Source organism: Bradyrhizobium sp. Kon58, assembly GCF_055807455.1.
Genome location: NZ_JBVVOT010000039.1, coordinates 1 through 24,656, shown reverse-complemented (window position 1 = coordinate 24,656; position 24,656 = coordinate 1). Strand labels below are relative to the sequence as shown.

Annotated in this window: 25 protein-coding genes; 9 read left to right on the top strand and 16 right to left on the bottom strand. The window is 64.3% G+C overall.

Annotated features, from left to right (window positions below):
• The first annotated feature begins 74 nt into the window (after window positions 1-74).
• Both AC0L20_RS35735 and AC0L20_RS35730 read left to right on the top strand, forming a co-directional pair.
• On the top strand, window positions 75-479 hold the full coding sequence (locus AC0L20_RS35735) for a DUF2946 family protein (RefSeq protein WP_473295088.1): 405 nt from the start codon (window positions 75-77) through the stop codon (window positions 477-479).
• Between the two features lie 142 nt (window positions 480-621).
• On the top strand, window positions 622-2,982 hold the full coding sequence (locus tag AC0L20_RS35730; protein WP_473295087.1) for a TonB-dependent receptor: 2,361 nt from the start codon (window positions 622-624) through the stop codon (window positions 2,980-2,982).
• Between the two features lie 22 nt (window positions 2,983-3,004).
• On the opposite strand, the gene AC0L20_RS35725 is transcribed toward AC0L20_RS35730, so the two are convergent.
• The 5 genes from AC0L20_RS35725 to AC0L20_RS35705 all read right to left on the bottom strand — a co-directional run bounded on the left by AC0L20_RS35725 (window position 3,005) and on the right by AC0L20_RS35705 (window position 7,017).
• The gene (locus AC0L20_RS35725; protein ID WP_473295086.1) at window positions 3,005-4,162 is read right to left on the bottom strand and encodes a hypothetical protein; all 1,158 of its coding nucleotides are present in this window, start codon (window positions 4,160-4,162) and stop codon (window positions 3,005-3,007) included.
• Window positions 4,163-4,193: 31 nt separating this feature from the next.
• A complete protein-coding gene (locus AC0L20_RS35720) occupies window positions 4,194-4,895 on the bottom strand; it encodes a methyltransferase domain-containing protein (RefSeq protein WP_456765622.1) in 702 nt (233 codons plus the stop codon).
• A 37-nt stretch (window positions 4,896-4,932) separates the two neighbouring features.
• Window positions 4,933-5,448, bottom strand: coding sequence for a GNAT family N-acetyltransferase (locus AC0L20_RS35715; protein WP_473295085.1), 516 nt, complete (start codon window positions 5,446-5,448; stop codon window positions 4,933-4,935).
• A gap of 67 nt (window positions 5,449-5,515) precedes the next feature.
• Window positions 5,516-6,463: a glycosyltransferase family 2 protein gene (locus AC0L20_RS35710; RefSeq protein ID WP_473295084.1), complete on the bottom strand. Its 948-nt coding sequence runs from the start codon at window positions 6,461-6,463 to the stop codon at window positions 5,516-5,518.
• Window positions 6,464-6,525: 62 nt separating this feature from the next.
• Entirely contained in the window at window positions 6,526-7,017 is a 492-nt protein-coding gene (locus AC0L20_RS35705; RefSeq protein ID WP_473295083.1) for an NUDIX domain-containing protein, read from the bottom strand.
• 80 nt (window positions 7,018-7,097) lie between these two features.
• Here AC0L20_RS35705 and AC0L20_RS35700 point away from each other — a divergent pair, with 80 nt between their 5' ends.
• The gene (locus AC0L20_RS35700) at window positions 7,098-7,979 is read left to right on the top strand and encodes a metallophosphoesterase family protein (protein ID WP_473295082.1); all 882 of its coding nucleotides are present in this window, start codon (window positions 7,098-7,100) and stop codon (window positions 7,977-7,979) included.
• 125 nt (window positions 7,980-8,104) lie between these two features.
• Here AC0L20_RS35700 and AC0L20_RS35695 read toward each other — a convergent pair whose 3' ends face one another.
• From AC0L20_RS35695 to AC0L20_RS35685, 3 genes are all read right to left on the bottom strand, one after another.
• A complete protein-coding gene (locus AC0L20_RS35695) occupies window positions 8,105-8,659 on the bottom strand; it encodes a hypothetical protein (protein ID WP_473295081.1) in 555 nt (184 codons plus the stop codon).
• Window positions 8,660-8,840: 181 nt separating this feature from the next.
• Window positions 8,841-9,047: a DUF4170 domain-containing protein gene (locus tag AC0L20_RS35690; RefSeq protein ID WP_007595122.1), complete on the bottom strand. Its 207-nt coding sequence runs from the start codon at window positions 9,045-9,047 to the stop codon at window positions 8,841-8,843.
• Window positions 9,048-9,077: 30 nt separating this feature from the next.
• A complete protein-coding gene (locus AC0L20_RS35685) occupies window positions 9,078-10,709 on the bottom strand; it encodes an isocitrate lyase (protein WP_473295080.1) in 1,632 nt (543 codons plus the stop codon).
• Window positions 10,710-10,939: 230 nt separating this feature from the next.
• Between AC0L20_RS35685 and AC0L20_RS35680 the strand changes: the two genes are divergently transcribed.
• Window positions 10,940-12,385 (top strand): helix-turn-helix domain-containing protein, encoded by a 1,446-nt coding sequence (locus AC0L20_RS35680; protein ID WP_473295079.1) that lies wholly within the window; start codon window positions 10,940-10,942, stop codon window positions 12,383-12,385.
• Window positions 12,386-12,495: 110 nt separating this feature from the next.
• On the opposite strand, the gene AC0L20_RS35675 is transcribed toward AC0L20_RS35680, so the two are convergent.
• Window positions 12,496-12,789 carry an antibiotic biosynthesis monooxygenase gene (locus tag AC0L20_RS35675; RefSeq protein WP_007607017.1) on the bottom strand — a complete coding sequence of 98 codons (294 nt, stop codon included), beginning with the start codon at window positions 12,787-12,789 and terminating at the stop codon, window positions 12,496-12,498.
• 229 nt (window positions 12,790-13,018) lie between these two features.
• Between AC0L20_RS35675 and AC0L20_RS35670 the strand changes: the two genes are divergently transcribed.
• Together AC0L20_RS35670 and AC0L20_RS35665 are read left to right on the top strand one after the other, a co-directional pair.
• On the top strand, window positions 13,019-13,825 hold the full coding sequence (locus AC0L20_RS35670) for a hypothetical protein (protein ID WP_473295078.1): 807 nt from the start codon (window positions 13,019-13,021) through the stop codon (window positions 13,823-13,825).
• Between the two features lie 162 nt (window positions 13,826-13,987).
• Window positions 13,988-14,332, top strand: a complete 345-nt coding sequence (locus AC0L20_RS35665; RefSeq protein WP_473295077.1) for a hypothetical protein — start codon at window positions 13,988-13,990, stop codon at window positions 14,330-14,332.
• A gap of 194 nt (window positions 14,333-14,526) precedes the next feature.
• Here AC0L20_RS35665 and AC0L20_RS35660 read toward each other — a convergent pair whose 3' ends face one another.
• Window positions 14,527-15,168 (bottom strand): tetratricopeptide repeat protein, encoded by a 642-nt coding sequence (locus AC0L20_RS35660; protein ID WP_473295076.1) that lies wholly within the window; start codon window positions 15,166-15,168, stop codon window positions 14,527-14,529.
• Window positions 15,169-15,302: 134 nt separating this feature from the next.
• Window positions 15,303-16,235, bottom strand: coding sequence for a zinc metalloprotease HtpX (htpX, locus tag AC0L20_RS35655; protein ID WP_473295075.1), 933 nt, complete (start codon window positions 16,233-16,235; stop codon window positions 15,303-15,305).
• A 299-nt stretch (window positions 16,236-16,534) separates the two neighbouring features.
• Here htpX and AC0L20_RS35650 point away from each other — a divergent pair, with 299 nt between their 5' ends.
• The 3 genes from AC0L20_RS35650 (at window position 16,535) to AC0L20_RS35640 (ending at window position 19,731) form a co-directional block, all read left to right on the top strand.
• Complete coding sequence (locus AC0L20_RS35650; protein ID WP_473295074.1) at window positions 16,535-17,836, top strand: lytic murein transglycosylase; 1,302 nt, start codon at window positions 16,535-16,537, stop codon at window positions 17,834-17,836.
• A 107-nt stretch (window positions 17,837-17,943) separates the two neighbouring features.
• The gene (locus AC0L20_RS35645) at window positions 17,944-18,447 is read left to right on the top strand and encodes a DUF1993 domain-containing protein (RefSeq protein ID WP_473295073.1); all 504 of its coding nucleotides are present in this window, start codon (window positions 17,944-17,946) and stop codon (window positions 18,445-18,447) included.
• A gap of 183 nt (window positions 18,448-18,630) precedes the next feature.
• Window positions 18,631-19,731, top strand: a complete 1,101-nt coding sequence (locus AC0L20_RS35640) for an alkene reductase (RefSeq protein ID WP_473295072.1) — start codon at window positions 18,631-18,633, stop codon at window positions 19,729-19,731.
• 187 nt (window positions 19,732-19,918) lie between these two features.
• Here AC0L20_RS35640 and AC0L20_RS35635 read toward each other — a convergent pair whose 3' ends face one another.
• From AC0L20_RS35635 to AC0L20_RS35615, 5 genes are all read right to left on the bottom strand, one after another.
• A complete protein-coding gene (locus tag AC0L20_RS35635; RefSeq protein WP_035962951.1) occupies window positions 19,919-21,661 on the bottom strand; it encodes an ABC transporter substrate-binding protein in 1,743 nt (580 codons plus the stop codon).
• 127 nt (window positions 21,662-21,788) lie between these two features.
• A complete protein-coding gene (locus AC0L20_RS35630) occupies window positions 21,789-22,118 on the bottom strand; it encodes a DUF2160 domain-containing protein (RefSeq protein WP_211398805.1) in 330 nt (109 codons plus the stop codon).
• A 10-nt stretch (window positions 22,119-22,128) separates the two neighbouring features.
• Entirely contained in the window at window positions 22,129-22,935 is an 807-nt protein-coding gene (locus AC0L20_RS35625; RefSeq protein ID WP_018454979.1) for a carbohydrate ABC transporter permease, read from the bottom strand.
• Complete coding sequence (locus AC0L20_RS35620) at window positions 22,935-23,837, bottom strand: carbohydrate ABC transporter permease (protein WP_007595151.1); 903 nt, start codon at window positions 23,835-23,837, stop codon at window positions 22,935-22,937. The genes AC0L20_RS35625 and AC0L20_RS35620 overlap by 1 nt, the downstream gene beginning before the upstream one ends.
• Window positions 23,837-24,656 (bottom strand): ABC transporter ATP-binding protein (locus AC0L20_RS35615; RefSeq protein ID WP_473295071.1); only part of this gene is annotated, 820 nt, incomplete at its 5' end. The genes AC0L20_RS35615 and AC0L20_RS35620, both read right to left, overlap by 1 nt.

The window sequence follows — 24,656 nt, the reverse complement described above, 5'->3', positions numbered from 1 at the left end:
CGCGCGATGTTACATTATAACATCGCAGGAAGCCGAGGGGATTGGGGCCTCGCGATGTGGGGTGGCGTTTCCAGATGAAGTGGTTCCGGTCGAATATCAGGCACGGCGCCCGGCTCGCGATCTTCGCGATGCTGGTGCAGTTCGCGCTGACGTTCGGCCACAGCCATTGGTTTGCCCAGGCCGCTCCCCTCGCCCAGCCCTCGCTGCAGCAGACCGACAGCAACCAAGGTCTCGCTGCGATCGACCGCGCTGCGGTCGAAAGGCAATCGCCGTTGGCTCCCGACCGGGAGCACCCGGGCGAGGACAATTGCGCGATCTGCGCATTGGTCGCGATGGCTGGCACCGTCATGTTCGCGGCGCCGCCTGTGTTGTTGCTGCCGCAGGCGATCGACCTGCTCTTCCGCACCAGCGACGCCGAATTCGTCCATTTGAAATCGGCCGGCACGGCGTTCCAGCCGCGCGCCCCTCCCGCGTCCTGACTCCAGCTTGATCACGCCCGGACTCGCCGCTTTCAGGCGCGTGCCCGGGAGACGTTGAAGTCGAATTCCGTCGCGCAGCGACGGCAGGCCGCCTCCGATCAGCAGACCATCATGCGGACGGCGCCTGACTGGAATCAGGACCATGTTATTCAAATTGCGGCGCGCGCAGCGCCTTGGCGGAGCAAGCCTGCTCCTGCTCGGCGCCGCTACCTCGGCGCTGGCCGAGGATAAATCATCGACCGAGATCCCCGCCGTCACCGTGACGGCCCCGAGCCCCATCGTACGCAGGGCGGTGGTGCCGACCCGCAACCCGGGCCGCCCCACGCGAACCGCGCGGGCACGCAGCCACGAACGCACGGCGGACGCCACGCCGGCAGCCTCCACGCCGGCGGCACCTCAGCAGGGCGTGCTGCCCATCGTGACCAACCAGTTCGCGACCGTCACCGTGGTGCCGAACGAAGAGATCCGCCGCGAGGGCGGCGGCCAGCTCGGCGACCTCCTGTTCTCGAAACCCGGCATCACCGGCTCGAGCTTCGCGCCCGGCGCCTCCAGCCGGCCAATCATCCGGGGGCTCGACGTCAACCGCGTCGGCATCGTGGAGAACGGCACCAATGCCGGCGGCGCCTCCGATCTCGGCGAGGATCACTTCGTCCCGATCGACCCGCTCGCGACCAACCAGGTCGAGGTGGTGCGCGGGCCGGCTGCGCTGCGCTATGGCTCGACCTCGATCGGCGGCGTCGTCAGCGCCACCAACAACCGGATTCCGGACGCGCTGCCGAACTGCGGTGCCCAGCCGTTCCAGAGTTTCGGGCTGCCGGTCAAGGCACCGCTCGCGAGCGCCGCGACATCGCCTTGCGTCACCGCCGAGACGCGCAGCGCGTTCAGCTCGGTCGACCGCGGCGTCGAGAGCGGCGTGCTGCTCGACACTGGCGGCGGCGATTTTGCCTTCCATGCCGACGTCTACGGGCGCAACACCACCGACTACAGCATCCCGAGCTACCCGTACCTCACCGACCAGAGCCGGCCCGTCGCCAACGGACGCCAGCCCAACTCGGCGACGCGCTCGGACGGCGCCTCGATCGGCGGCTCCTACTTCTTCCAGGGCGGCTATATCGGTGCGGCGATCACCCAGAACGACGCGCTCTACCACATTCCCGGGATCGACGGCGCCGACCACAACACGCGGATCGATGGTCACCAGACCAAGATTAACGTCAAGGGCGAGTACCATCCCGATGCTACGGCGATCGATGTCGTTCGCTTCTGGGCCGGTGCGACCGACTATCGGCACAACGAGATCGGGCTTGCCGATCCCGCCGATCCCACCAGCGACGGCGTGCGGCAGACTTTCACCAACAAGGAGCAGGAGATCCGCACCGAGGTGCAGCTGATGCCGTTCAACGCACGCTTCGCCGAGGTGACGACGGCGCTGGGCTTCCAGGCCGGTCATCAGGAATTGAGCGCGCCGAGCCCGGACAATCCGGGCACGCTGTTCAACGGCCTGTGGGACCCGAACAACAGCACGCGCGTTGCCGGTTACGCCTTCAACGAGTTCAAGTTCACGGACGCGACGCGGGCGCAGATCGCCGGCCGCGTCGAGCATGTCGAGCTGCACGGCACGACGCCGGATTTTCCCGCGGACTTCCTGCCCGACGGCACGCCGCAGGCGAGTATCGGCCGCAATCCGTCCTTCACGCCGAAGAGCGGCAGCATCGGCCTGTTGCAGGACCTGCCGGGCGGCCTGGTCGGCAGCATCACCGCGCAATATGTCGAGCGCGCGCCGAAAGCTGCCGAGCTGTTCTCGCGCGGCGCGCATGATGCGACCGCGACCTTCGACATCGGCAATCCCAACCTCGGCATCGAGACGGCAAAATCCGTCGAGGTCGGCCTGCGCAAGGCGACGGGACCGTTCCGGTTCGAGGCGACCGTCTACTACACGCACTTCAACAACTTCATCTATCGCCGTCTCACCGGCGTGATGTGCGACGACGACTTTGCCTCGTGCGGCACGCCCGGCGCCGAGGTGAACCAGGCGGTCTATTCGCAGCGGGACGCGAACTTCCGCGGCGGCGAATTCCAGTCGCAGCTCGACGTCGGTGCATTGCAGGGCGGCATCTGGGGCATCGAGAACCAGTTCGACGTGGTCCGTGCCACCTTCACCGACGGCACCAACGTGCCGCGCATTCCGCCGGTGAGACTGGGCGGCGGCGTGTTCTGGCGCGACGACAATTGGCTGATGCGCGTCAATCTGTTGCACGCCTTCGCTCATAACGACGTCGCAGTGATCGCGGAGACGCCGACGGCAGGCTACAATTTGCTGAAGGCCGAGGTCAGCTATAAGACCAAGCTCAACCCGAATGCATTCGGCGCGCGCGAGATGCTGCTCGGTCTCGTCGGCAACAATCTGTTGAACGAGAACATCCGCAACTCGGTGTCCTACACCAAGGACGAGGTGCTGATGCCCGGCATCGGCGTGCGGGCGTTCGCGAACTTCAAGTTCTGAAAGCGCGATAGCTAGCCGGACTTCATCGTCCTGTGGCTGAAGCGGCTGTTTCAGGGGCGTCATCTGCCGCCTCCTGAAACAGCACGGCAAACAGCAGGGTCCACAATGTCAGGAGAGAAATGGGGATCGTGTAGTATGGCGTCGCGATCGGATAGGTGAAGAAGAAGGCGAGGTTGAGCGCCAGATTGACCAACGTGAGCAGCGCAACGCGGCGAATGCCGTTCGCCTGCCGCAACAGCCAGATCGAGCCTGCAATTCCGGTGACGATCAGCAACGTCTGCAGCGGGTCCGCGAGGTAATCCCGGACGACCGCGAACGAGAAATCCAGCGGCCTGACATCGGGGTTGTTGCCATAGGTCGACGCGAACGGACTGCCGGCGTTGACGGCGTGAAAGACGATGGTCGGGATCACGCCGGCCAGCAACGCGACGCCGAACACGACTCCCTGCAAGAACCGGGACAAGGTCCGCTCCGCAAGGAACGCGACGAGGAGAAACACGCCATAGCCGGACGCCAGGAAGAGATTGGCCAACCGAAAATCGACGGTCAATCCGAGCAGGAAACCGATGGGCGCCAGCAGCCAGATATTAGGTTGAGATCGCGGGCCCGCCAGCGATCGCGCCGTGAGACATCCTGCGAGGGCACACACGACGACGGTCGGGGCCATCGAATAGCTCGCCTTGACCGGATTGACCATCAGGTAGATCGCAAGACAGCCGAACGCCCCGGCCATCAGGACCGACCTCATGCTGCGCGCGAGAGAAAGCGCAAACAGCGCAAGGCCGAGGACGACAATGGTCGCCAGCAGGTACATGGGCACGACCTGGTGACCCGGCGGAAACAACGCCAATACCAGTCCGACACCCGGCGGGTATTGAATGACGACCTTCCCCGTGGCCGGCATCAGATTGTGACAGGGCGCGGCGGTCGTATCGTTCCAGTCGGGGTAGCCGATCTCTTTCAGCTTTGCTCTCTGATAGCCATCGTCGTCGCGGGCGAGGTTGGTGTCGAATCCCTCCACCAACCCGAACCTCTGGAACAGATGCGCCTGCCTGAGGTAGCAGATGTCGTCATAGACGCCGCGCGCCTCGTTCCATCGCATCATGGTCCAGACATGGCCGACCAGCACCGCGAGAAACAACACGGCGAAGACGACTTTGCTGGTGTGGATTTTGTTCATCGGGATCATGCTGCGGCGGGAGGCGGCTGCTTTAGCGGAAAGCGAGATAGAGATTGGACGATAGCGGGCCGAGCGACAAACCGGTGTAGCCCACGGCCGCGGACTTGGGGGTGGAGGACTTGGCACTCGCAGATTTGGCAACCAGCGCGGCGAGCTCCAGCAGCCGTTTTCGCGTCATCAGAATCAGGTTTTGCTCGTCGGTCCATTCCGACTTGCCGGCGATCCTGCAGACGATCCTGAAGGTGCCGTCGAGATAATGCGCCAGCGGGATGGCCGTGTGGTGCTCGACCGGAAAGAACCTGTTGGGGACCGTGATGAACACCCGCCGCGCGACGCGGCAAAGCTCCGCGACCAGCAGCACCTGATTTTCATGGCTTCCGGCATGTTCGAGCACGGCATTGGATGTCGCGACATCGAACGCATTGTCGTCGAACGGTAGCCGTTTATTCGGTTCGATCTGCACGTAACGGCAAAGTGGAAAAGCCGCCTTGAACCCTAATCCTTCGCCGAGGCCGCAGGCCGTGATCTTGTGCTGATGCGGGTAGCTTCGCTCCAGCACGTTGGCGCCATCGTTGATCACGTCGGACACGCCGACATCCAGGATCTCGTCCGCCGCGGACGGCTGCATCTGGGCGATGAAATCCTGGAAGATGCGGTCGCGCGCCGCGATCAGCAGCTTTTCCGCCGTGCTCCCGGACGCCACTTCCCGGTAATATTGCTGATCGACCGGCACTGCCCTACCTTCATGTGAGCTTCGAAGCGATGGCGCGTCAGGTTCGCGTCTTGCTCCAGTCGGGGCCGACCGGACCCGATACGCCTTCGAACGCGCCCTCGACCAGCTCGGTGACGAGGAGCCGGCTGTAATCAACCGGGCCCGGCATGGTGACGCGTCCCTTGGCGACCTGCTTGAAGCCGACGCGGCTGTAATAGGGTTCGTCGCCGACCAGCAGCACGATGGCGTGGCCCTGCGCCTTGGCATCCTTCAGCGCGCGCTCGAGCAGCAGCCGGCCGACGCCGCGGCTGCGGAACGGAGGCTCGACCGTCAGCGGTCCGAGCAGCAGTGCCGGCGTGTCGCCGACGCAGATCGGCAATTGCCGGACGGATCCGATCAGCAACGTACCGACGCGGGCGGTGAAGGAGAGATCGAGCACATGATCCACATGCTCGCGGATGCGGTACGCGCTGAGCACGAAGCGGCCGGGTCCGAAGGTGCGTTCGTGCAGCCGCTCGATGGCCTGAGCATCGCCGGCGGCTTCCGACCGGATGGTGAGGGAGAGATCGTTCATCGCGTCGGCGGAATATCACCTTGGAGGGCAGCGGTCCATGGGATTGCGCCCGGCCCCGGGGGCAATTTCAGGGCCTCCCGAGCGGCGGCTGGGACAGGTAGGCGAGCATCTTCATTTCCCGCCGTCCGCGCGTCACGGTGTCGAGCACGAGCCCCGACGAAGCCGAAAGCAGCGCCATGATCATCAACCCCATGGAGAGCACGGCGGTCGGCAGGCGCGGGACGAGACCGGTCTCGAGGAAGGTGATCACCACGGGCAATCCGAAAGCGATCGACAGCAGCGCGAGGACGATGCCGATCGCCGAAAAGAAGCGTAGCGGCCGCTCCGACCGGTTGAGCTTCAGCATCGTGTTGAAGATGCGCAAGCCGTCCTGCCAGGTGTTGAGCTTGGAGAAGGAGCCTTCCGGGCGCGAGTAATAGGGCGTCTCGACCTCGGCGACCGGCAGCGACAATTCCAGCGCATAGACCGCGAACTCGGTCTCGATCTCGAAACCGCCGGACAGGACCGGGAAGGATTTGACGAAGCGGCGCGAGAACACGCGGTAACCGGACAGGATGTCCTTGAAGGCGTGACCGAAGGTCGATGCCAGGAAACCGGTGAAGAGCCGGTTGCCGATGCGATGACCGCGCCGATAGGCCGCTTGCGATTGATCGACGCGCAGACCGACAACCATATCCAGATGCTCATCGAGGAGCTGGTCGATCATGCGCGACGCGCTCGGCGCGTCGTAGGTCGCATCGCCATCGACGAGCACGTAGATGTCGGCCTCGATGTCCGCGAACATGCGGCGCACGACGTGGCCCTTGCCCTGGCGCCGTTCGCTGCGCACGATCGCGCCCGCCTCGCGCGCGACCGCCGCGGTGCGGTCGGTCGAATTGTTGTCGTAGACGTAGACCTCGGCCGCAGGCAGGGCCTTGCGGAAATCGGCGACGACCGTCGCGACGGCGGCTTCCTCATTGTAGCAGGGCACCAGCACGGCGACCCGAAATGGCCATGACCTTGTCGATTGAGACAATCTTCATCCCTCGTCCATGCGCCGACACCGCAGGCGCGGCGATTTACTAGCACACGCCGTCCTCATCGCCACGTCGCAATCCGCGGCCTGTCGTGTAGGACTTCCGCGATCCGCAGCCGCGTGCCGGGCGTGGTCCCCTCGGGCAGCGCGGTGACCGCGAAGAATCCACACTCGGCGATCTCGCGGTTGGGCGCGGGCAGGCGATCCTGCTTGAACTGCCTGACGACGTAGACCGCGACGTGGTCGCGGCGCGAGACGTGGCTGTTGAGGAAGATGCCATGCAGCACGGCATCGCCGGTGAGATCGATATCGCCCTCCTCCTTGAGCTCGCGCCGCAGCGCCTGCTCCATGGTCTCGCCGAGATCGACGCCGCCTCCCGGCAGATACCAGCCGGTGACGTAGCTGTGCTTGACCAGGAACACCCGGGTGTCGGCATCCAGCACCACGGCGCGGACGCCGAGCGTCATGCCGCGGACCAGCAGGAAATAGGCGTGGAAGATTCGCCGCAGCAGCGGCTCGAATCTCCGTCGGACGCTGTTCAGACGTTCTCCCATCGGGCTCCCTCGATGCCCCGCTTGCACCTGGCCTGCGACCTTGCCATTACAGCGGGCGAATAGCGAGGCAATCGCCCCCCATGGCCCCCTTCACGCTCGCCCATCTGTCCGACCCGCATCTGCCGCCGCTACCGAAGCCGCGGTTGATCGAGCTCGCCGGCAAGCGCGCGCTCGGCTATGTCAACTGGACGCGCAACCGTCACAAGTACCAGCGCCGCGAGGTGCTCGACGCACTCGTCGCCGATGTGAAGGCGCAAGCTCCCGACCACATCGCGGTCACGGGCGATCTCGTCAATCTGGCGCTGGAGGCGGAGTTCGCGCCGGCGCGCGCCTGGCTCGACGGCGTCGGCCCGCCCGACCGCGTCACCACCATTCCCGGCAATCACGACGCCTATGTCCGCGCCACCTTTCATCGCTTCGGCGAAACCTTCGCGCCCTATCTTGCGGGTGACGATGGCCGTATCGGCTTTCCGAGCCTGCGCCGACGCGGGCCGCTCGCGCTGATCAGCCTGTCCACGGCGGTGCCGACCTTGCCGTTGATGGCGACAGGCACGCTCGGGCGCGATCAGCTCGCGTCGCTCGAAGAGGTGCTCCAACAGCTCGCGGCCGAGGACGTCTTTCGCGTGCTGCTGGTGCATCATCCGCTGAAGTCCGGCGCGCGCCACAAGCGGATGACTGACTCCGCCGGGCTGCTGACGCTTTTGAAACGCCACGGCGTCGAGCTGATCCTGCACGGGCACGACCACATTCATTCGACGATGTGGTTCGAGGGCCCCAACGGCAACATCCCCGCAATCGGCGTGCCGTCGGCCTCCGCGCTCGCGCACGGGCACACCCCGGCGGCGGCCTACAATCTGTTCACGATCGAGAAGGACAACACCGGCTGGCGTTGCGAGCAGACGGTGCGGAGCCTGGGGGCCGGATTTCAGATCGGGCAGATCAAGCATGTCAGATTGATCTGAGGTCGTCGCCGTCATTGCGGAATGATCCGTAGCCCGGATGGAGCGCAGCGTAATCCGAGGCGGTGCATCTGTAGCGATAAGTTTCCCGGATTGCGCTTCGCTGCATCCGGGCTACGAGAGACGCCTCACCAGCTCCGCAGGGCCGCGAGCACGGCAACGCCGAACAGCGCGGCGGCGCCGAGCACAAATCCGAACACGAACGGCCAGAGGCGCGAGCGGCGCCGCGGCGGCGCGGCCTCGGGCTTCGGCTCGGGCGGGACCACCATCGCATGCTCTCGCTCGATCATGCGGCGCGCGACGTAATCGGTCACGGCCTCGACGATCACAGCGGTGTCGTGCGATTCGGCGAGCACGATGCGGCCGAAGCGGGTGTCCTGCACGAAGCGGTACATCCGCTTGTCGCGCCCCATCAAGATGTGCGCGACGACGTCGATCCAGAGCCTGGGCGTATCGCCCTGGCTGATGCCGCGGTCGAACAGGTCGATCTTGTCAGGCACCTGCGCGAACAGGGGATCGAGCGAATCGTTGAGGATCTCGAGCCGCGCCACCTCGGCATCGCGCAAATCGACGACGACGCCGGTCCGGTCGGCGGCCTCGATTCGCGCCTGCAACAGCGCATCGCGCAGCCGCACCGGGCGCGGCTGGCTGGGATGGATCCCGCTGGTCTCGGGCTCTGACATTGGCGGCCTCGTCCTCACTTGGCCGGATTAACCTATCAGCAACCAAAGTGTCCGCAAAGGCCCTACAATTCCAGTTACTTACGGTGCCCACAGGTCGTTCACCTGTGCCAAAAACAGACGATCCCACCCGGCTTGCGCCGGATGGGACCCTCCGTCCTTGGACGTCTTCTTATTCAGATTGTCAGGCCGAGACCCGCGACGGCTCTTCCACGATCGAGAAGCGGACGCCGGCCTTGTGGCGGTTCTCTTCCGAGACCGAGCGCCAGGCGTCCTCGGCCTCCTTGCGGGTCTTGAACGGACCCTGCACCTGGGCCGAGCCTTCCACGAGCTTGTGGAAGTTCATCGAACCGAACTCGCCGCCGATCACCCAGAAATTGCTGTTGGTCATTGTCAGTCTCCTGTCGATTAGCGTGATGCGTTAGCCGAACTGGTTCATCGTGTTATGGGCGCCGCCCGCCTTCAGGGCAGCCTCGCCGGCGAAGTATTCCTTGTGGTCGTCACCGATGTCGGAGCCGGCCATGTTCTGGTGCTTGGCGCAGGCGATACCCTGACGAATCTCGGCGCGCTGGACGTTCTTGACGTAGCCGAGCATGCCCTGCTCGCCGAAATATTCCTTCGCCAGATTGTCGGTCGAGAGCGCCGCCGTGTGGTAGGTCGGCAACGTGATCAGGTGGTGGAAGATGCCGGCACGCTTGGCCGAATCCGCCTGGAAGGTACGGATGCGCTCGTCGGCTTCCTTCGCCAGCGGCGTATCGTCGTATTCGACCTTCATCAGCTCGGCACGATTGTACTTGCTGACGTCCTTACCCGCTTCCTTCATCGCGTCGTAGACCTGCCAACGGAAGTTGAGGGTCCAGTTGAACGAGGGCGAGTTGTTATAGGCCAGCTTCGCGTTCGGAACCACCTTGCGGATCCGGTCGACCATCTTGGCGATCTGCTCGATATGCGGCTTCTCGGTTTCGATCCAGAGCAGGTCGGCGCCGTTCTGCAGCGAGGTGATGCAGTCCAGCACGCAGCGGTCTTCGCCGGTGCCCGGGCGGAACTGATACAGATTGGAGGGCAGCCGCTTCGGACGCATCATCTTGCCGTTGCGGTTGATGATGACGTCGCCGTTGCGGGCGTTCTCCGTGGTCACTTCCTCGCAATCCAGGAAGCTATTGTACTGGTCGCCGAGGTCGCCGGGCTTCTGGCTGACCGCGATCTGCTGGGTCAGGCCGGCACCGAGCGAGTCGGTGCGGGTCACGACGACGCCGTCTTCGACGCCGAGTTCGAGGAAGGCGTGGCGGCAGGCCCGGATCTTGGCCAGGAACACCTCGTGCGGCACGGTGACCTTGCCGTCCTGGTGGCCGCACTGCTTCTCGTCCGAGACCTGGTTCTCGATCTGGAGCGCGCAGGCACCCGCCTCGATCATCTTCTTGGCGAGCAGATAGGTCGCCTCCGCATTGCCGAAGCCGGCGTCGATGTCGGCGATGACGGGCACGACATGGGTCTGGAAGTTGTCGATCTTCTCGATCAACTCCTTCTCTCGGGCCTTGTCGCCTTCCTTGCGGGCCTTATCGAGGTTGCGGAAGATATCGTTCAGCTCGCGCGAGTCGGCCTGACGCAGGAAGGTGTAGAGCTCTTCGATCAGCGCCGGCACCGAGGTCTTCTCGTGCATCGACTGGTCCGGCAGCGGGCCGAACTCGGAGCGCAGCGCCGCGATCATCCAGCCGGACAGGTACAAATAGGTGCGATCGGTCTTGCCAAAGTGCTTCTTGACCGAGATCAGCTTCTGCTGGGCGATGAAGCCGTGCCAGCAGCCCAGCGACTGCGTGTACTTGGTGGGATCGCCGTCATAGGCGGCCATGTCGGCTCGCATCAGCGCCGCGGTGTAGCGGGCGATATCCAAGCCGGTCTTGAAGCGATTCTGCAGGCGCATGCGGGCGACGGCCTCGGCCGACACCCCGTTCCAGGTCGGCTGGGTCTCCAGGAGCGACCGGGCCGCCTCGACCTCATTCTGATACGAGGCGGGGGCCTGGAGGGGGCTGATGCCACGGGGCTGGTAATTCATGTGCCTGATCCTTTCACCGACGATGGCCACCAGCCATCGACATTCTTGACAATGCATTGCGAGATGCGTGTCAGAAGCTAAACGCGAGAAAGCTCAGCTCGTATAGTAGGCTTGTATTTGAATGGTGATGTCATGTAACATCGGTACTTGTAATAGATGTCACTTTGTAAATCTTGTAAATTAATTAGGTCAGTAAGCCTGCCCTTGATGCCCCCTCCGGAGACCTGAGAATGCCCGCCGGTTCCAGCAAGAAGCTCTTCGTCGGCCCGCGCTTCCGGCGGATCCGGCAGCAATTGGGGCTGTCGCAGACCCAGATCGCCGAGGGGCTCGGGATCTCGCCGAGCTATGTCAACCTGATCGAGCGTAACCAGCGTCCGGTGACCGCGCAGATCCTGCTGCGGCTGGCCGAAACCTACGACCTCGACCTGCGCGACCTCGCGACCGCCGACGAGGACCGCTTTTTCGCCGAACTCAACGAGATCTTCTCCGACCCGCTGTTCCGCCAGATCGACGTTCCCAAGCAGGAACTACGCGATCTCGCCGAGCTTTGCCCCGGCGTCACTCATGCGCTGCAACGGCTCTATGCCGCCTATGCCGAGGCCCGCCAGGGCGAGACGCTCGCCGCGGCACAAATGGCCGACCGCGACGTCGGCACCCGCTATGAGGCCAATCCGGTCGAGCGCGTCCGCGAGCTGATCGAGGCCAACCGCAACTACTTTCCGGAACTCGAGCAGGCCGCGGAGACTCTGCGCGACGAACTGAACGTGCCGGCCGAAGAGCTTTATGCGGCGCTCGCGGCACGGCTGCGCGAAAAGCATTCGATCCAGACCCGCATCATGCCGGTGGACGTGATGCGCGAGACGCTCCGGCGCTTCGACCGCCACCGGCGCCAGCTCCTGATTTCCGAGCTGGTCGACCCGCCCGGCCGCGCGTTCCAGCTCGCATTCCAGCTCGGCCTGGTTGAATGCACGCAGCATCTGGAGACCATCATCGGCCGCGCCGGCCCGCTCGACGACACACCGCGCCGCCTGTTCCGCATCACCCTCGGCAACTATTTTGCAGCCGCCGTGATGATGCCCTACCCGGCTTTCTTGGCCGCGGCGGAAGCGTTGAACTACGACATCCATCTGCTGGCGCAGCGCTTCAATTCCGGCTTCGAGCAGGTCTGCCATCGGCTCACCACCCTGCAGCGGCCGAACGCGCGCGGCATCCCGTTCTTCCTGCTTCGTGTCGACAATGCCGGCAACGTCTCGAAGCGATTTTCATCGGGCACGTTCCCGTTCTCGAAATTCGGCGGCACTTGTCCGTTGTGGAACGTGCACTCGACGTTCGACACGCCTGATCGCCTGCTGAAGCAGGTGATCGAGCTGTCGGACGGCACGCGCTATTTCTCGATCGCGCAGATGGTGCGCCGCCCGGTCGCGCCGCACCCGCTGCCGCAGCCGCGCTTCGCCATCGGCCTCGGATGCGAGATCCGTCACGCCGCACGCCTCGTCTACGCTGCCGGCATCGATCTGGAGAAAACGGAGGGCACGCCGATCGGCGTCAACTGCCGTCTCTGCGAGCGCGAAAACTGCGCCCAGCGCGCCGAGCCGCCGATCACGCGCACGCTGATCCTGGACGAGACGACGCGGCGGGTGTCGAGCTTTGCATTCTCGAATGCACGGGAGTTGTGAGAGGCGTATTCACCCCCTCGTCATTGCGAGCGAAGCGAAGCAATCCAGACTGTCTCCGCAGTGACAGCCTGGATTGCTTCGTCGCTTCGCTCCTCGCAATGACAAAGGACTTACGCCAGCGTATGCACGATCACCGGCCCCGCGGCGGCGCGGGCGTCGCCGGCAAGCAACGCACCCAGATCCTTCTCGATCCAGGCGATCGCACGCCTGTTCGCCTCCTCCGCCTGCTCGAACTTGTCGAAGATCGAAATCGCTGTGACCGTGTCGTCGCCGGCATAGACGACGTAATAGGCGCGAAAGCCGTCGACGTCGCTGATGATCGGAACGGCGCCTTCCTTGATACGGCGCGCCAGCTCTTCGGCGCTTCCGCTTTTTGCCTTGGCCTGACGGATGGCGGCATACATGGCATCCTCCCTTCCGGCTATCTGGTTCGAGGGCTTGGTGCCCGGACCGCATGCTACGCCGAAGCGCGCGGGCAATCCACGCTTGGTTAATCCGGCGCTAATTCAATTCCGCGATCCGCAACCATCGATTAAGCACGCCTCAACATCGCTGCCTTAGTCTCGCCCCACTCACTTTTCGCAAACAACGGCGGCTTATCCTGCCGCGTGAAGTGACATCAGGGGGTTCATCATGCGCATTGCGTTGCTGCTGACCGCGACCATTGTCGGCGCGCTCTTTGCCAATCCGTCCCATGCCGGACCGCTGGATGCGTCCGCCGGCGCAGCGCAGGCGTTGCCGCCGGGCTTCCAGAGCTACCGCGGCTACATGTTCGACTTGTCGGAGAATTCCGACCGCAAGGATGTCGACAAGCTCACCGACAATGTGAAGAGCCAGATCGACGTGGTCGAGGCTGCCGGCCTCTCGCCGCGCGTGCTGCGCTTCTTCCGCACCGTCCCGATCATCGCCAGCGAGCTGGCCTGCCTCGACGAAGGCGCCGCGACCGCGTGCTACGGTCGGGTCGCTCCGAACGTCGAGCGCCACGTGCCGCGGACGCTCACTGTTTGGGACCATGCCACCCAGCGCTGGACCAATCCCAATGCCGTCGACCTCGCGGTCGATTCCGGCCTCGGCGTGATCATGCTGCGGCCGGACATGATGCGTTACGAAAAGGAAGCCGTGCTGCTGCACGAGCTCCTGCACGCCTACCACGCGCGGCTGTTGCCGGACGGCTACGCCAACAAGGGCGTGATCGGGTATTACGCCTACGCCAAGTCCAAGGATCTCCTGCCCAAGGAATCCTACGCGCTGAAGAATCACATGGAATTCTTTGCGGTGACCGCCAGCATCTTCCTAGCCGGCAAGAGCGAATTCCACGACCCGAAGTCGCGCGAGGTGCTCAAGGAGAAGCTGCCGGACTACTACAAATATCTGGTCGGCGTGTTCGGCTTCGACCCCGATCCGGCAGCGACAAGCGGCCCGGTCGCCTCGCTGAAGTAAGACAGAAAGCGCAAACCAAGGCAGAGAGCCGCGCGCGCAGCGCGGCTTTTTTGTTTTGGTCACCGGAAGCTGCGGATGACGCGTGGCCGGGAATTGCCAAGGCGGGGCCCGATCTGCATAGTCCGCCCGCATCGATACTGTTTTCGAAGAGGATAGAACAACATGGCGGACGCCGACCTGGATGTCGTGATCCGGCAACTGGCCAGACAGCTGCATACGGGCCTGATGACCCGCGCCAAGGAGCGGCGGGATCGATTCAACGGCCTTGCGGCCAAGGCCAAAGGCAAGGAGACTGGCGACCGCTTCAAGATGATGGCCAAGGCCACCATGGAGCAGGCCATTGCCGCCGCCAAGCGCCTGCAGATGTCCGCCGACAACGTCGCCGACAGCTACGCGCGGTCGATGCGGATCGCCGCCAGCACACCGGTCGCGGTGAAGGTGGAGAAGGCGCCCAAGGAAAAGCCGGTGAAGAAGGCCAAGAAAGCCAAAGCCAAGAAGGCGAAGTAGGCGCTCACCTTCTTCCTTCTCCCCTTGCGGGAGAAGGTGGCGCGAAGCGCCGGATGAGGGGTTGTTTCCGCGAATTCAACTGCGGCAGGCTCACGCGCGGAGAGATACCCCTCACCCGTCTCGCCGCTTCGCGGCGAGCCACCCTCTCCCGCAGGGGGAGAGGGTTGCAGCGGCGCACGCAGCTCTAGATATCTCTACCTTCCGGGCGCGGCGAGCCGGGTTGGCTCGGCGCTCGCGAGTTCGGCGAGTTTTGCGCGCGCCGCATCGCGGGTGTGGGCATCCTTGCTGGCGGGCAGCGCCAGCGCGGCCTCGAAATCGGCGCGCGCCTCATTCGGTTGGCCGCGGGCGAGGAAGGCGAGGCCGCGGTCGAGCCGAGGCTGCGCATCCGAGGGGTCGAGGCGGACCGCGGTGTTGTAGCTCAGGATCGCGCGATCGAGATCGCCGGCGGCCGCGAGCGCGAGACCGCGCTGGTGATAGGGCGCGGCGTGCCTGGGATCATGCGCGATCGCCTCGTCGTAATCCTCGATGGCAAGTTCGAGGTCGCCGTTCTGCCGGCGCGCCAGCGCCCGATCGCGATAGAGCGAGGCGCGGTTGGGATTGAGGTGGATGGCCTCGTCGAAATCCGCGATCGCCCGCCGCCAGTCGCCATGGCGCAGCGCGATCCGACCGCGCCCCTCATAGGCGAACGCGATCAGCGAGCCGCGCAGCGGCGAGAAGCCGATCACCGCCGAACAGATGTCGGGCTCGTCCTCGTCTCCGCAATTGACGACGGTGTGCGTGGACAGGCCAATCAGCACGCCCAGGGCGATCAACAATGGTACTGCAGCTTTGGTCATCTTCGACGGTGGCGGGCAGAGGGCCGGCCACGCATCCCCTTTCGCAGGAACTGTCACGGCAGGGTGTTAACACCGGCCGGGACCGTCCTGTGTGCGACAGGTCACAAAGCGCGCAAATTAGAGCCGCTGTTGCGTCAGCCCCAAGGCCCGCGCGAGGACGAGCGACCCCACGGGCTCCGCGGCGGATAATTCTCATTGGCGCCGACCGACGGCGACGCCTGCGCGCCAAGCTCGGCTGCGAGCTGCTGAAGCGCCGCGATGCGGTTCTGCGTCGAGGGATGGGTGGCGAACAAATTGTCGACGCCGTGGCCCGACAGCGGGTTGATGATGAACATGTGCGCGGTGGCGGGATTTCGTTCCGCCTCGAAATTCGGGACCTGATGCGCAGCACCTTCGATCTTCACCAGCGCCGAGGCCAGCCACATCGGCTGACCGGCGATGCGTGCGCCGAGATTGTCCGCGGCGTATTCGCGGGTGCGACTGATCGCCATCTGCACCAGCATGGCGCCGATCGGGGCGAGGATCATCATCAGGATCGAACCGACGATGCCGGGGCCGTTGTTGTCGCGGTTGCCTCCGAAGAACATGCCGAACTGCGCCAGCATCGAGATCGCACCCGCAATGGTCGCGGTCACGGTCATCAGCAGCGTGTCGTGGTGCTTGATATGAGCGAGCTCGTGCGCGATCACGCCGGCGAGCTCCTCGCGGCTGAGCTGGCGCATCAACCCGGTGGTGACGGCAACCGCGGCATTCTCCGGATTGCGCCCGGTGGCAAACGCGTTGGGCTGCGGCTCGTCCATCAGGAACACGCGCGGCATCGGCAAGCGGGCGCGGCCCGCAAGCTCGGCCACGAGCCCGACCAGCTCCGGCGCGCTGCTGCGGTCGACCTCATGGGCGCCATACATGGACAGCACCATCCGGTCGGAGTTCCAGTAGGTGAAGAGATTGGTCGCCGCGGCAATGACGAGCGCAATCATGGCGCCGCCGGCACCGCCGATCAGATAGCCAACACCCATGAACAGAGCGGTGAGGCCTGCGAGCAGCATTGCGGTACGAAGATAGTTCATGGCCGTCTCCCGAGGCCGGCCGTGGCCGCTGGAGGGATTGCGGGCCGGCAAGCATGAGGTAGGGATGACCCCCGTCCGCGTGCAAGGTTTCAAGGTGCGTCGCGGAGCCGCGGCACTTGACCAACATTGCTTTTCCGTCATGCCCGGGCTTGTCCCGGGCATCCACGGTCTCCCTCCACGCAAGGCCGAAAGGCGTGGATGGCCGGGACAAGCCCGGCCATGACGAAGGGATGGTTTGAGGCGCTCAATTCCCTTAAGCTTTGGCAAGATTCCCCACGCGCCCTCCCCCCGGAAACCTCATGCTCCAGACCCGATTTGCGATCGTGGCCGTCACTCTTGTCGCGCTGTCTGCAACCGCCTCCGCCCAGTTCGCTCCGCCGGCCGCAAAGCCGGCGATCCCCCGGGCCACCGCGCCCTCGCCGCGCGCGGCGTCGTGCCACAACGGGGCGAACTTCGATCGCTTCCTGGCCGACGTGAAGCAGCAGGCCGTTGCCGCCGGCGTGTCGCAGCGGACGATCGCGGCGGCCTCGCCTTACCTCGTCTACGACCAGGGCATCGTCAATCGCGACCGCGGCCAGCGCGTGTTCGGCCAGCTCTTCACCGAATTTGCCGGCCGCATGGCCGCGCCCTATCGCATGCAGAACGGCCAGCAGCACATCAAGCAGCATGCGGCCGCGTTCGCGCGCGCGGAGAAAGAATACGGCGTGCCGCCGGCGGTGATCGCCGCGTTCTGGGGACTGGAGAGCGATTTCGGCGTCAACATGGGCAATCTGCCGACGCTGAAGTCGCTGGTGTCGCTGGCCTATGATTGCCGCCGCTCGGAGATGTTCGTGAACGAGACCATCGCCGCGCTGAAGATCATCGACCGCGGCGATTTGCATCCCGACGAGATGGTCGGCTCGTGGGCCGGCGAGCTCGGACAGACCCAGTTCCTGCCGGTGCATTACGTCAACTATGCCGTCGACTACGACGGCGACGGACGTCGCGATCTCCTCCGCAGCGAGGACGACGTGATCGGCTCGACCGCGAACTACATCGCCAACGGATTGAAGTGGCGGCGCGGTGAGCCGTGGCTGGAGGAGATCAAGGTGCCGCAAAACCTGCCGTGGGATCAGACCGACCTTACGGTGCAGCTGCCGCGCTCGAAATGGGCGCAGCTCGGGGTGACCTATCCCGACGGGAGGCCGCTGCCGAACGACAATCTCGCGGCCTCCGTGCTGCTGCCGATGGGGCGCTTCGGTCCGGCCTTCATGGCGTACCCGAATTTCGCGGCCTACACCGAGTGGAATAACTCGCTGATCTACTCGACCACCGCAGGTTATCTCGCCACCCGCATCGCGGGCGCGGCTCCGATGCGAAAGCCGTCCACACCGGTCGCGCAGCTGCCGTTCAACGAGCTCAAGCAATTGCAGCAGCTTCTGGTCCAGGCCGGTTTCAACGTCGGCAAGGTCGACGGCGTGCTGGGCCAGCAGAGCCGCGCCGCCGTGAAGGCGATGCAGATCAAATACGGTCTGCCGGCCGATTCCTGGCCCACCGCCGAGCTTTTGGCCCGGATGCGCGGTGGCACGGCGCAGGCACAGCCGGCGGCGACGATCCGATAGAATTTTCGCACTGCACAAGCCGCGGGCGCGATTGTATTTTTCCATGAGGTTCCCATGTGAGTGGCTCAGGTTTCTCCTGAGATTTCCCACCACAGAGCGAGCATCACATGTCCTTCCACGACGCCGTCGTTCCCGCCTATTTGCAAATGCTGAACAGCCTGACCGGCCTGCTCACGAAAGCCGAGGCGCATTGTGCGGCCAAGAAGGTCGACCCCAGCGTCCTGCTGGGCTCCCGCCTGTTTCCGGACATGCTGCCGCTGTCGAAGCAGATCCAGCTGGTCAGCGATTTCGCAGCCAAAGGCTGCGCCCGGCTGACGCACAGCGACGTGCCGTCCACACCGGACACCGAGACCAACTTTGCGGAATTGAAGCAGCGCCTGGCAAAGACCATCGACTATGTGAAATCATTCAAACCGGAGCAGTTCGAGGGCGCCGACACCAAGGACGTCACCTTCCCGGCCGGCCCCGACAAGTCCATCACCATGAAGGGCCAGCAATTCCTGAGCGCGTTCTCGCTGCCGAACTTCTATTTCCACGCCGCGACCGCCCACGGCCTTCTGCGCCACGCGGGCGTCGAGGTCGGCAAGCGCGATTTCCTCGGCGCGAACTAAAACGCGATGATTCAGACGGCCGCGGCGGGAGATCGAATCTGCTGCCGCGGCTGAAATTGCACATGCTTTATGCTGCGCGGCTCCGCTGCGCATCTCGCCTGCAGTTTCTGTATGGCTCCTCCCTTGCGCTGATTGCCGCGATGCACAAATGTTCCGGACCTCTCACCGCCTGGAAGCATTCTCATGAGCCGTTCGACCAAATTGTTTGAGACCTACAAGCTCGGCCCGATCACACTGGCCAACCGCCTGGTGATGGCGCCGCTGACGCGCAACCGCGCCGCGCCCGGCACATTCGTACCGAGCCCGCTTGCGGCGGACTATTACGGCCAGCGCGCTTCCGCGGGCCTTCTGATCACCGAAGCGAGCCAGGTCTCGCAGCAGGGCCAGGGCTACCAGGACACCCCCGGCATCTACTCCAAGGAGCAGGTTGCCGGCTGGCGCAAGGTCACCGATCAGGTGCACCAGCGCGGCGGCAAGATCTTCATCCAGCTCTGGCATGTCGGCCGCATTTCGCACGTCGACCTTCAGGCCAATGGCGCAGCCCCGGTGGCGCCGAGCGCGATCCGCGCCAAGGGCAAGACTTTCGTCAACGGCGGCTTCGCCGACGTCTCCGAGCCCCGTGCGCTCGAGCTCTCCGAAATTCCAGGGATCATCGACGATTTCAAGCGCGCCACGAAGAATGCGCTCGAAGCCGGCTTCGACGGCGTCGAGATCCACGGCGCCAACGGCTATCTGCTCGAGCAGTTCGCCAAGGACGGCACCAACAAGCGGACCGACGCCTATGGCGGCTCGATCGAGAACCGCGCGCGGCTGATGCTGGAAGTCTCCAAGGCTGTCGCCGCCGAGGCCGGCGCCGAGCGCACCGGCATCCGCATCTCGCCGGTGACACCGGCCAACGACATCTCGGAGTCGAACCCGCAAGCCCTCTACGACCATATCGTCGACGGTCTCGCCGCGCTGAAGCTCGTCTATCTCCACGTCGTCGAAGGCGCCACCGGCGGTCCGCGCGACATCGCGCCGTTCGACTATGCGGGCCTGCGCAAGCGCTTCCCCGGCGCCTATATCGCCAACAACGGCTATGATTTCGATCTCGCCACCAAGGTGCTGGACGCGAACGCGGCTGATCTCATCGCCTTCGGCAAGCCGTTCATCTCCAACCCCGATCTCGTCGAGCGGCTGAAGGCGGGCGCGACACTGAATGATTGGGACAAGAACACCTTCTACGGCGGTGGCGCGAAGGGATACACGGACTACCCGGCGCTGGCGGCTGAACCGGCGGAGTAAGGCGTCGTCGTCGCTCCATCCTTCCGTCATTGCGAGGAGCGAAGCGACGAAGCAATCCAGACTACGTCCGTGGAAAGACTCTGGATTTCTTCGCTTCGCTCGCAATGACGGTGGAAGCAAAATCCAGGACAATAAAAAGAAAAAGGCCGGGATTGCTCCCGGCCTTTCGTCGTTATGATGACGTGCCTTACTGCAGCGAAGCGCGCTTCGGGGGCTGGGCCGGCCACGACTTGATCAGGGTGTCGTAGTCGACCGTCTCGCCCTTCGGCTTCTCGTTGGCGAGCTTGCGCTGGGGAGCAATCGTGCCGTCCTTCTGGGCCTTGGCGAACCAGTACTCGGCCGTCTCCTTCTTGTGCAGCTTCGGACCGCAGGCACCCTGCACGCCGGACTTCTCCAGACGCTCCATGACGGAGTCCTGCGCGGCGGCGAGCGAGTCCATCGCGGCTTGCGGCGTCTTCGCACCGGACGACGCATCGCCGATGTTCTGCCACCACAGCTGCGCCAGCTTCGGATAGTCGGGCACGTTGTTGCCGGTCGGGGTCCACTGCACGCGCGCGGGCGAGCGATAGAACTCGATCAGGCCGCCGAGCTTCGGCGCACGCTCCGTGAACGACTTGTCCCAGATGTCGGATTCACGGATGAAGGTGAGACCGACGTGGCTCTTCTTCAGCGACACCGTCTTGGAGACGATGAACTGGAGATAGAGCCAGGCTGCCTTGCGGCGATCCGCCGGGGTCGACTTCAGAAGCGTCACGGAGCCGGCGTCCTGGTAGCCGAGCTTCATGCCTTCCTTCCAGTACGAACCGTGCGGTGACGGAGCCATACGCCACTTCGGCGTACCGTCCGCGTTCATCACGGCGATGCCCGGCTTCACCATGTCGGCGGTGAAGGCGGTGTACCAGAACATCTGCTGGGCGATGTTGCCCTGCGCCGGCACCGGACCCGACTCGGAGAAGGTCATGCCCTGCGCCTGCGGCGGAGCATACTTCTTCATCCACTCGAGGTACTTCGTGATCGAGTAGACCGCGGCCGGACCGTTGGTGTCGCCACCACGCTCGACCGAGGAGCCGACCGGACGGCAGCCTTCCATGCGGATGCCCCATTCGTCGACCGGCAGACCGTTCGGGATGCCCTTGTCGCCGTTACCGGCCATCGACAGCCAGGCGTCGGTGAAACGCCAGCCGAGCGACGGGTCCTTCTTGCCATAGTCCATATGGCCATAGACCTTGACGCCGTTGATCTCCTTGATGTCGTTGGTGAAGAACTCGGCGATGTCTTCATAGGCCGACCAGTTCACGGGCACGCCGAGCTCGTAGCCATACTTGGCCTTGAACTTGGCCTTGTAGTCGGCGTTGGTGAACCAGTCGTAGCGGAACCAGTACAGGTTCGCGAACTGCTGGTCGGGCAGCTGATAGAGCTTGCCGTCCGGCGCCGTGCCGAACGACTTGCCGATGAAGTCGTTGACGTCGAGCATGGGGTCGGTGACGTCCTTGCCCTCGCCGGTCATGTAGTCCGACAGCGCGATGGTCTGGCCGTAGCGGAAGTGGGTTCCGATCAGGTCGGAATCGTTGATCCAGCCGTCGTACACGTTCTTGCCGGACTGCATCTGGGTCTGCAGCTTCTCGACGACGTCACCTTCCTGGATGATGTCGTGCTTGAGCTTGATGCCGGTAAGCTCGGAGAACGCCTTGGCCAGCGTCTGCGACTCGTATTCGTGGGTCGTGATGGTTTCGGAGACCACGTTGATCTCCATGCCCTTGAAGGGCTCGGCGGCCTTGGCGAACCACTCCAGCTCCTTCTTCTGGTCTTCCTTCGACAGCGTCGAGGGCTGGAATTCCGCGATCCACTTCTGGATCGCGGCGTCGTCGGCGGCGCGCACCGGCGCCGAGACGGCCAGCGACACCGCGACGATGGCGGCGACGCTGGACATCGTCAGAAAGCTATTCTTGGTCAATGGACGTTCCCTTCTCCTAAACTGCCGCATGTTATTCCTCCGTTGCAGCGACAAACTTTTTACAGGCCCGGGTTGGTCCCGGATCTGGCCGTTCCTTCGCGGGCTAGACCGTGCGGAAAATGAGTACGGCCGTGGCCAGCGAAATTCCTGATGCGATCCAAAGGCGCGAAATTTCAAGTCCGTCCTCGCCGATCGGCAGCGTGGCGAGGGCGTCGGTGCCGGCGAAGGCGATCCAGAGCAGGTGGATGACCGCCGCCGTGATCAGGGAGATGAACAGGCGGTCGCCGCGCGTGGTCGGGATGCGCAGCACGCCGACGCGCTCTGCTTCGGGATAGGCCACCCCAAGCCAGGTCATCACGGCAAGCGTGCAGGCCAGCGCGACGAAGAAGATCGCCGTCGGCGGCGTCCAGGCCATCCATGCGATAGATTCCATTGATGCCTCCCTAAACCCGACCGAGCGCGAAACCGCTCGCGATGTAATTCCGGACGAACCAGATCACGAGCGCGCCCGGGATGATCGTCAGCACGCCGGCCGCCGCCAGCAGGCCCCAATCCATGCCCGCAGCCGACACCGTGCGCGTCATGATCGCCGCGATCGGCTTGGCCGAGACCGAGGTCAGCGTGCGCGCGAGCAACAGCTCGACCCAAGAGAACATGAAGCAGAAGAAGGCGGCGACGCCGATGCCGCTCGCAATCAACGGCACCAGGATCTTGATGAAGAAGCGCGGGAAGGAATAGCCGTCGAGGAAGGCGGTCTCGTCGATCTCGCGCGGCACGCCGGAGACGAAGCCTTCCAGGATCCACACCGCTAAGGGCACGTTGAAGATGCAGTGCGCGAGCGCGACCGCCCAGGGCGTATCGAACAGACCGATCGCCGAATAGAGGTTGAAGAAGGGCAATGCATAGACCGCGGCCGGCGCCATGCGGTTCGACAGCAGCCAGAAGAACAGATGCTTGTCGCCGAGGAAACGGTAGCGCGAGAACGCGTAGGCCGCCGGCAGCGCCACCGAGATCGAGATGATGGTGTTGAGGACGACATATTCCAGCGAGTTGATATAGCCGGAATACCAGCTCTCGTCGGTGAAGATGCGCTTGTAATGCTGCAGCGTCGGGGCATGCGGCCACAGCGTCATCGTCGAGACGATCTCGGCGTTGGTCTTGAAGCTCATGTTAACGAGCCAGTAGATCGGCAACAGCAGGAAGATCAAAAACAGCGCCATGATGAGGCGACGGCCGGGGATCGAATGCATCACACGGCTCCTTCATGCGATTTCCGGTCGGCGCCGGCATTGGTCATGACGGTGTAGAAGATCCAGCAGACGATCAGGATGATGAGGTTGTAGACCAGCGACAGCGCGGCGGCCTTGCCAAGGTCGAACTGGCCGAGCGCGATCTTGACCAGCTCGATCGACACGAAGGTCGTCGAATTGCCGGGGCCGCCGCCCGTCACCACGAACGGCTCGGTGTAGATCATGAAACTGTCCATGAAGCGCAGCAGCACCGCGATCAGCAGCACGCGGTTCATCTTCGGCAGCTGGATCGCCTTGAACACCGCCCAGCGCGAGGCGCCGTCGATCTGCGCCGCCTGGTAATAGGCTTCGGGAATCGACTTCAGGCCGGCGTAGCACAGCAGCGCGACGAGGCTGGTCCAGTGCCAGACGTCCATCACGATGACGGTGACCCAGGCGTCGATGTCATTGGACACGTAATTGTAGTCGATGCCGATGGCATTGAGGACATAGCCGAGCAGGCCGATGTCGGGCCGGCCGAAGATCTGCCAGATCGTGCCGACCACGTTCCACGGGATCAGCAACGGCAGCGCCAGGATGACGAGGCAGGCCGCAACCGTCCAGCCCTGGCGCGGCATCGACAGCGCGACGACGATGCCGAGCGGCACCTCGATCGCGAGGATCACCAGGGAAAAGAACAAATTGCGGCCAAGCGAAGCGAGGAAGCGGCCGCCGAGGTCGGTCGAAGGATCGAGCAACTCCTTGAACCAGCCGACACCGTTCCAGAAGAACTGGTTGTTGCCGAAGGTGTCCTGCATCGAATAGTTCACCACCGTCATCAGCGGCAGCACTGCCGAGAAGGCGACGACCAGGAACACCGGCAGCACCAGGAACCAGGCTTTTTGGTTGACGGTCTTGTCCATCAGGCGGCTCCCTCCACCAGAAGGCTGTCGGCATAGACATGGACGTGTGACGGGTCGAATTTCAGGCCGGCCGTGCCATCCGGGCTGGTGAAGCCGGCCGGCGCGCGGGCCGCGAGCTTTGCATCACCGAGCCGCGCACGCGCGAAGCGAATGCGGCCGAGGTCGTCGACGCGTTCGATCTTCGCACTGAGCAGGCCGGGCGCAGGCGCGACGGCCTCGACGAATTCCGGACGGACGCCGATCTCGATCTTCGCGCCACCAGGCAGCTTGTCGTAGCTGCGGTTGAGCGCGATCACATGACCGCCGATCCTGGCCTCACGGCCCCTCACCTCGGCCGGCAGGATGTTCATGCCGGGCGAGCCGATGAAGTAGCCGACGAAGGTATGCGCCGGCTTGTCGAACAGCTCGGCCGGCGTGCCGCTCTGCACCACCCGGCCGTCATGCATGACCACCACGGTGTCGGCAAAGGTCAGCGCTTCGGTCTGGTCGTGGGTGACGTAGATCATCGTCAAGTCGAGCTCGCGATGCAGCGCCTTCAGCTTGGAGCGGAGCTGCCATTTCAGCTCGGGGTCGATCACGGTGAGCGGCTCGTCGAACAGCACGGCGGCGACGTCGGAGCGGACGAGGCCGCGGCCGAGCGAGATCTTCTGCTTGGCATCGGCCGTGAGCCGCGTCGCCTTGCGGTTCAGATAGGGCTCGAGGTCGAGCAGGCGGCCGATCTCGGCGACGCGCTTGTCGATCTCGGCCTTCGGCACGCCGCGGTTCTTCAGAGGGAACGCCAAATTCTGCCCCACCGTCATGGTGTCGTAGATCACCGGA

Bases quoted from the DNA above. Each gene is read 5' to 3' on its own strand.
- AC0L20_RS35685 (WP_473295080.1), bottom strand. From the start codon at position 10,709: ATGAATTACCAGCCCCGTGGCATCAGCCCCCTCCAGGCCCCCGCCTCG.
- AC0L20_RS35680 (WP_473295079.1), top strand. From the start codon at position 10,940: ATGCCCGCCGGTTCCAGCAAGAAGCTCTTCGTCGGCCCGCGCTTCCGG.
- AC0L20_RS35690 (WP_007595122.1), bottom strand. From the start codon at position 9,047: ATGACCAACAGCAATTTCTGGGTGATCGGCGGCGAGTTCGGTTCGATG.
- AC0L20_RS35650 (WP_473295074.1), top strand. From the start codon at position 16,535: ATGCTCCAGACCCGATTTGCGATCGTGGCCGTCACTCTTGTCGCGCTG.
- AC0L20_RS35660 (WP_473295076.1), bottom strand. From the start codon at position 15,168: ATGACCAAAGCTGCAGTACCATTGTTGATCGCCCTGGGCGTGCTGATT.
- AC0L20_RS35700 (WP_473295082.1), top strand. From the start codon at position 7,098: ATGGCCCCCTTCACGCTCGCCCATCTGTCCGACCCGCATCTGCCGCCG.
- AC0L20_RS35620 (WP_007595151.1), bottom strand. From the start codon at position 23,837: ATGGACAAGACCGTCAACCAAAAAGCCTGGTTCCTGGTGCTGCCGGTG.
- AC0L20_RS35625 (WP_018454979.1), bottom strand. From the start codon at position 22,935: ATGCATTCGATCCCCGGCCGTCGCCTCATCATGGCGCTGTTTTTGATC.
- AC0L20_RS35645 (WP_473295073.1), top strand. From the start codon at position 17,944: ATGTCCTTCCACGACGCCGTCGTTCCCGCCTATTTGCAAATGCTGAAC.
- AC0L20_RS35730 (WP_473295087.1), top strand. From the start codon at position 622: ATGTTATTCAAATTGCGGCGCGCGCAGCGCCTTGGCGGAGCAAGCCTG.
- htpX (WP_473295075.1), bottom strand. From the start codon at position 16,235: ATGAACTATCTTCGTACCGCAATGCTGCTCGCAGGCCTCACCGCTCTG.
- AC0L20_RS35665 (WP_473295077.1), top strand. From the start codon at position 13,988: ATGGCGGACGCCGACCTGGATGTCGTGATCCGGCAACTGGCCAGACAG.
- AC0L20_RS35705 (WP_473295083.1), bottom strand. From the start codon at position 7,017: ATGGGAGAACGTCTGAACAGCGTCCGACGGAGATTCGAGCCGCTGCTG.
- AC0L20_RS35640 (WP_473295072.1), top strand. From the start codon at position 18,631: ATGAGCCGTTCGACCAAATTGTTTGAGACCTACAAGCTCGGCCCGATC.
- AC0L20_RS35715 (WP_473295085.1), bottom strand. From the start codon at position 5,448: ATGAACGATCTCTCCCTCACCATCCGGTCGGAAGCCGCCGGCGATGCT.
- AC0L20_RS35675 (WP_007607017.1), bottom strand. From the start codon at position 12,789: ATGTATGCCGCCATCCGTCAGGCCAAGGCAAAAAGCGGAAGCGCCGAA.
- AC0L20_RS35725 (WP_473295086.1), bottom strand. From the start codon at position 4,162: ATGAACAAAATCCACACCAGCAAAGTCGTCTTCGCCGTGTTGTTTCTC.
- AC0L20_RS35695 (WP_473295081.1), bottom strand. From the start codon at position 8,659: ATGTCAGAGCCCGAGACCAGCGGGATCCATCCCAGCCAGCCGCGCCCG.
- AC0L20_RS35635 (WP_035962951.1), bottom strand. From the start codon at position 21,661: ATGTCCAGCGTCGCCGCCATCGTCGCGGTGTCGCTGGCCGTCTCGGCG.
- AC0L20_RS35630 (WP_211398805.1), bottom strand. From the start codon at position 22,118: ATGGAATCTATCGCATGGATGGCCTGGACGCCGCCGACGGCGATCTTC.
- AC0L20_RS35670 (WP_473295078.1), top strand. From the start codon at position 13,019: ATGCGCATTGCGTTGCTGCTGACCGCGACCATTGTCGGCGCGCTCTTT.
- AC0L20_RS35735 (WP_473295088.1), top strand. From the start codon at position 75: ATGAAGTGGTTCCGGTCGAATATCAGGCACGGCGCCCGGCTCGCGATC.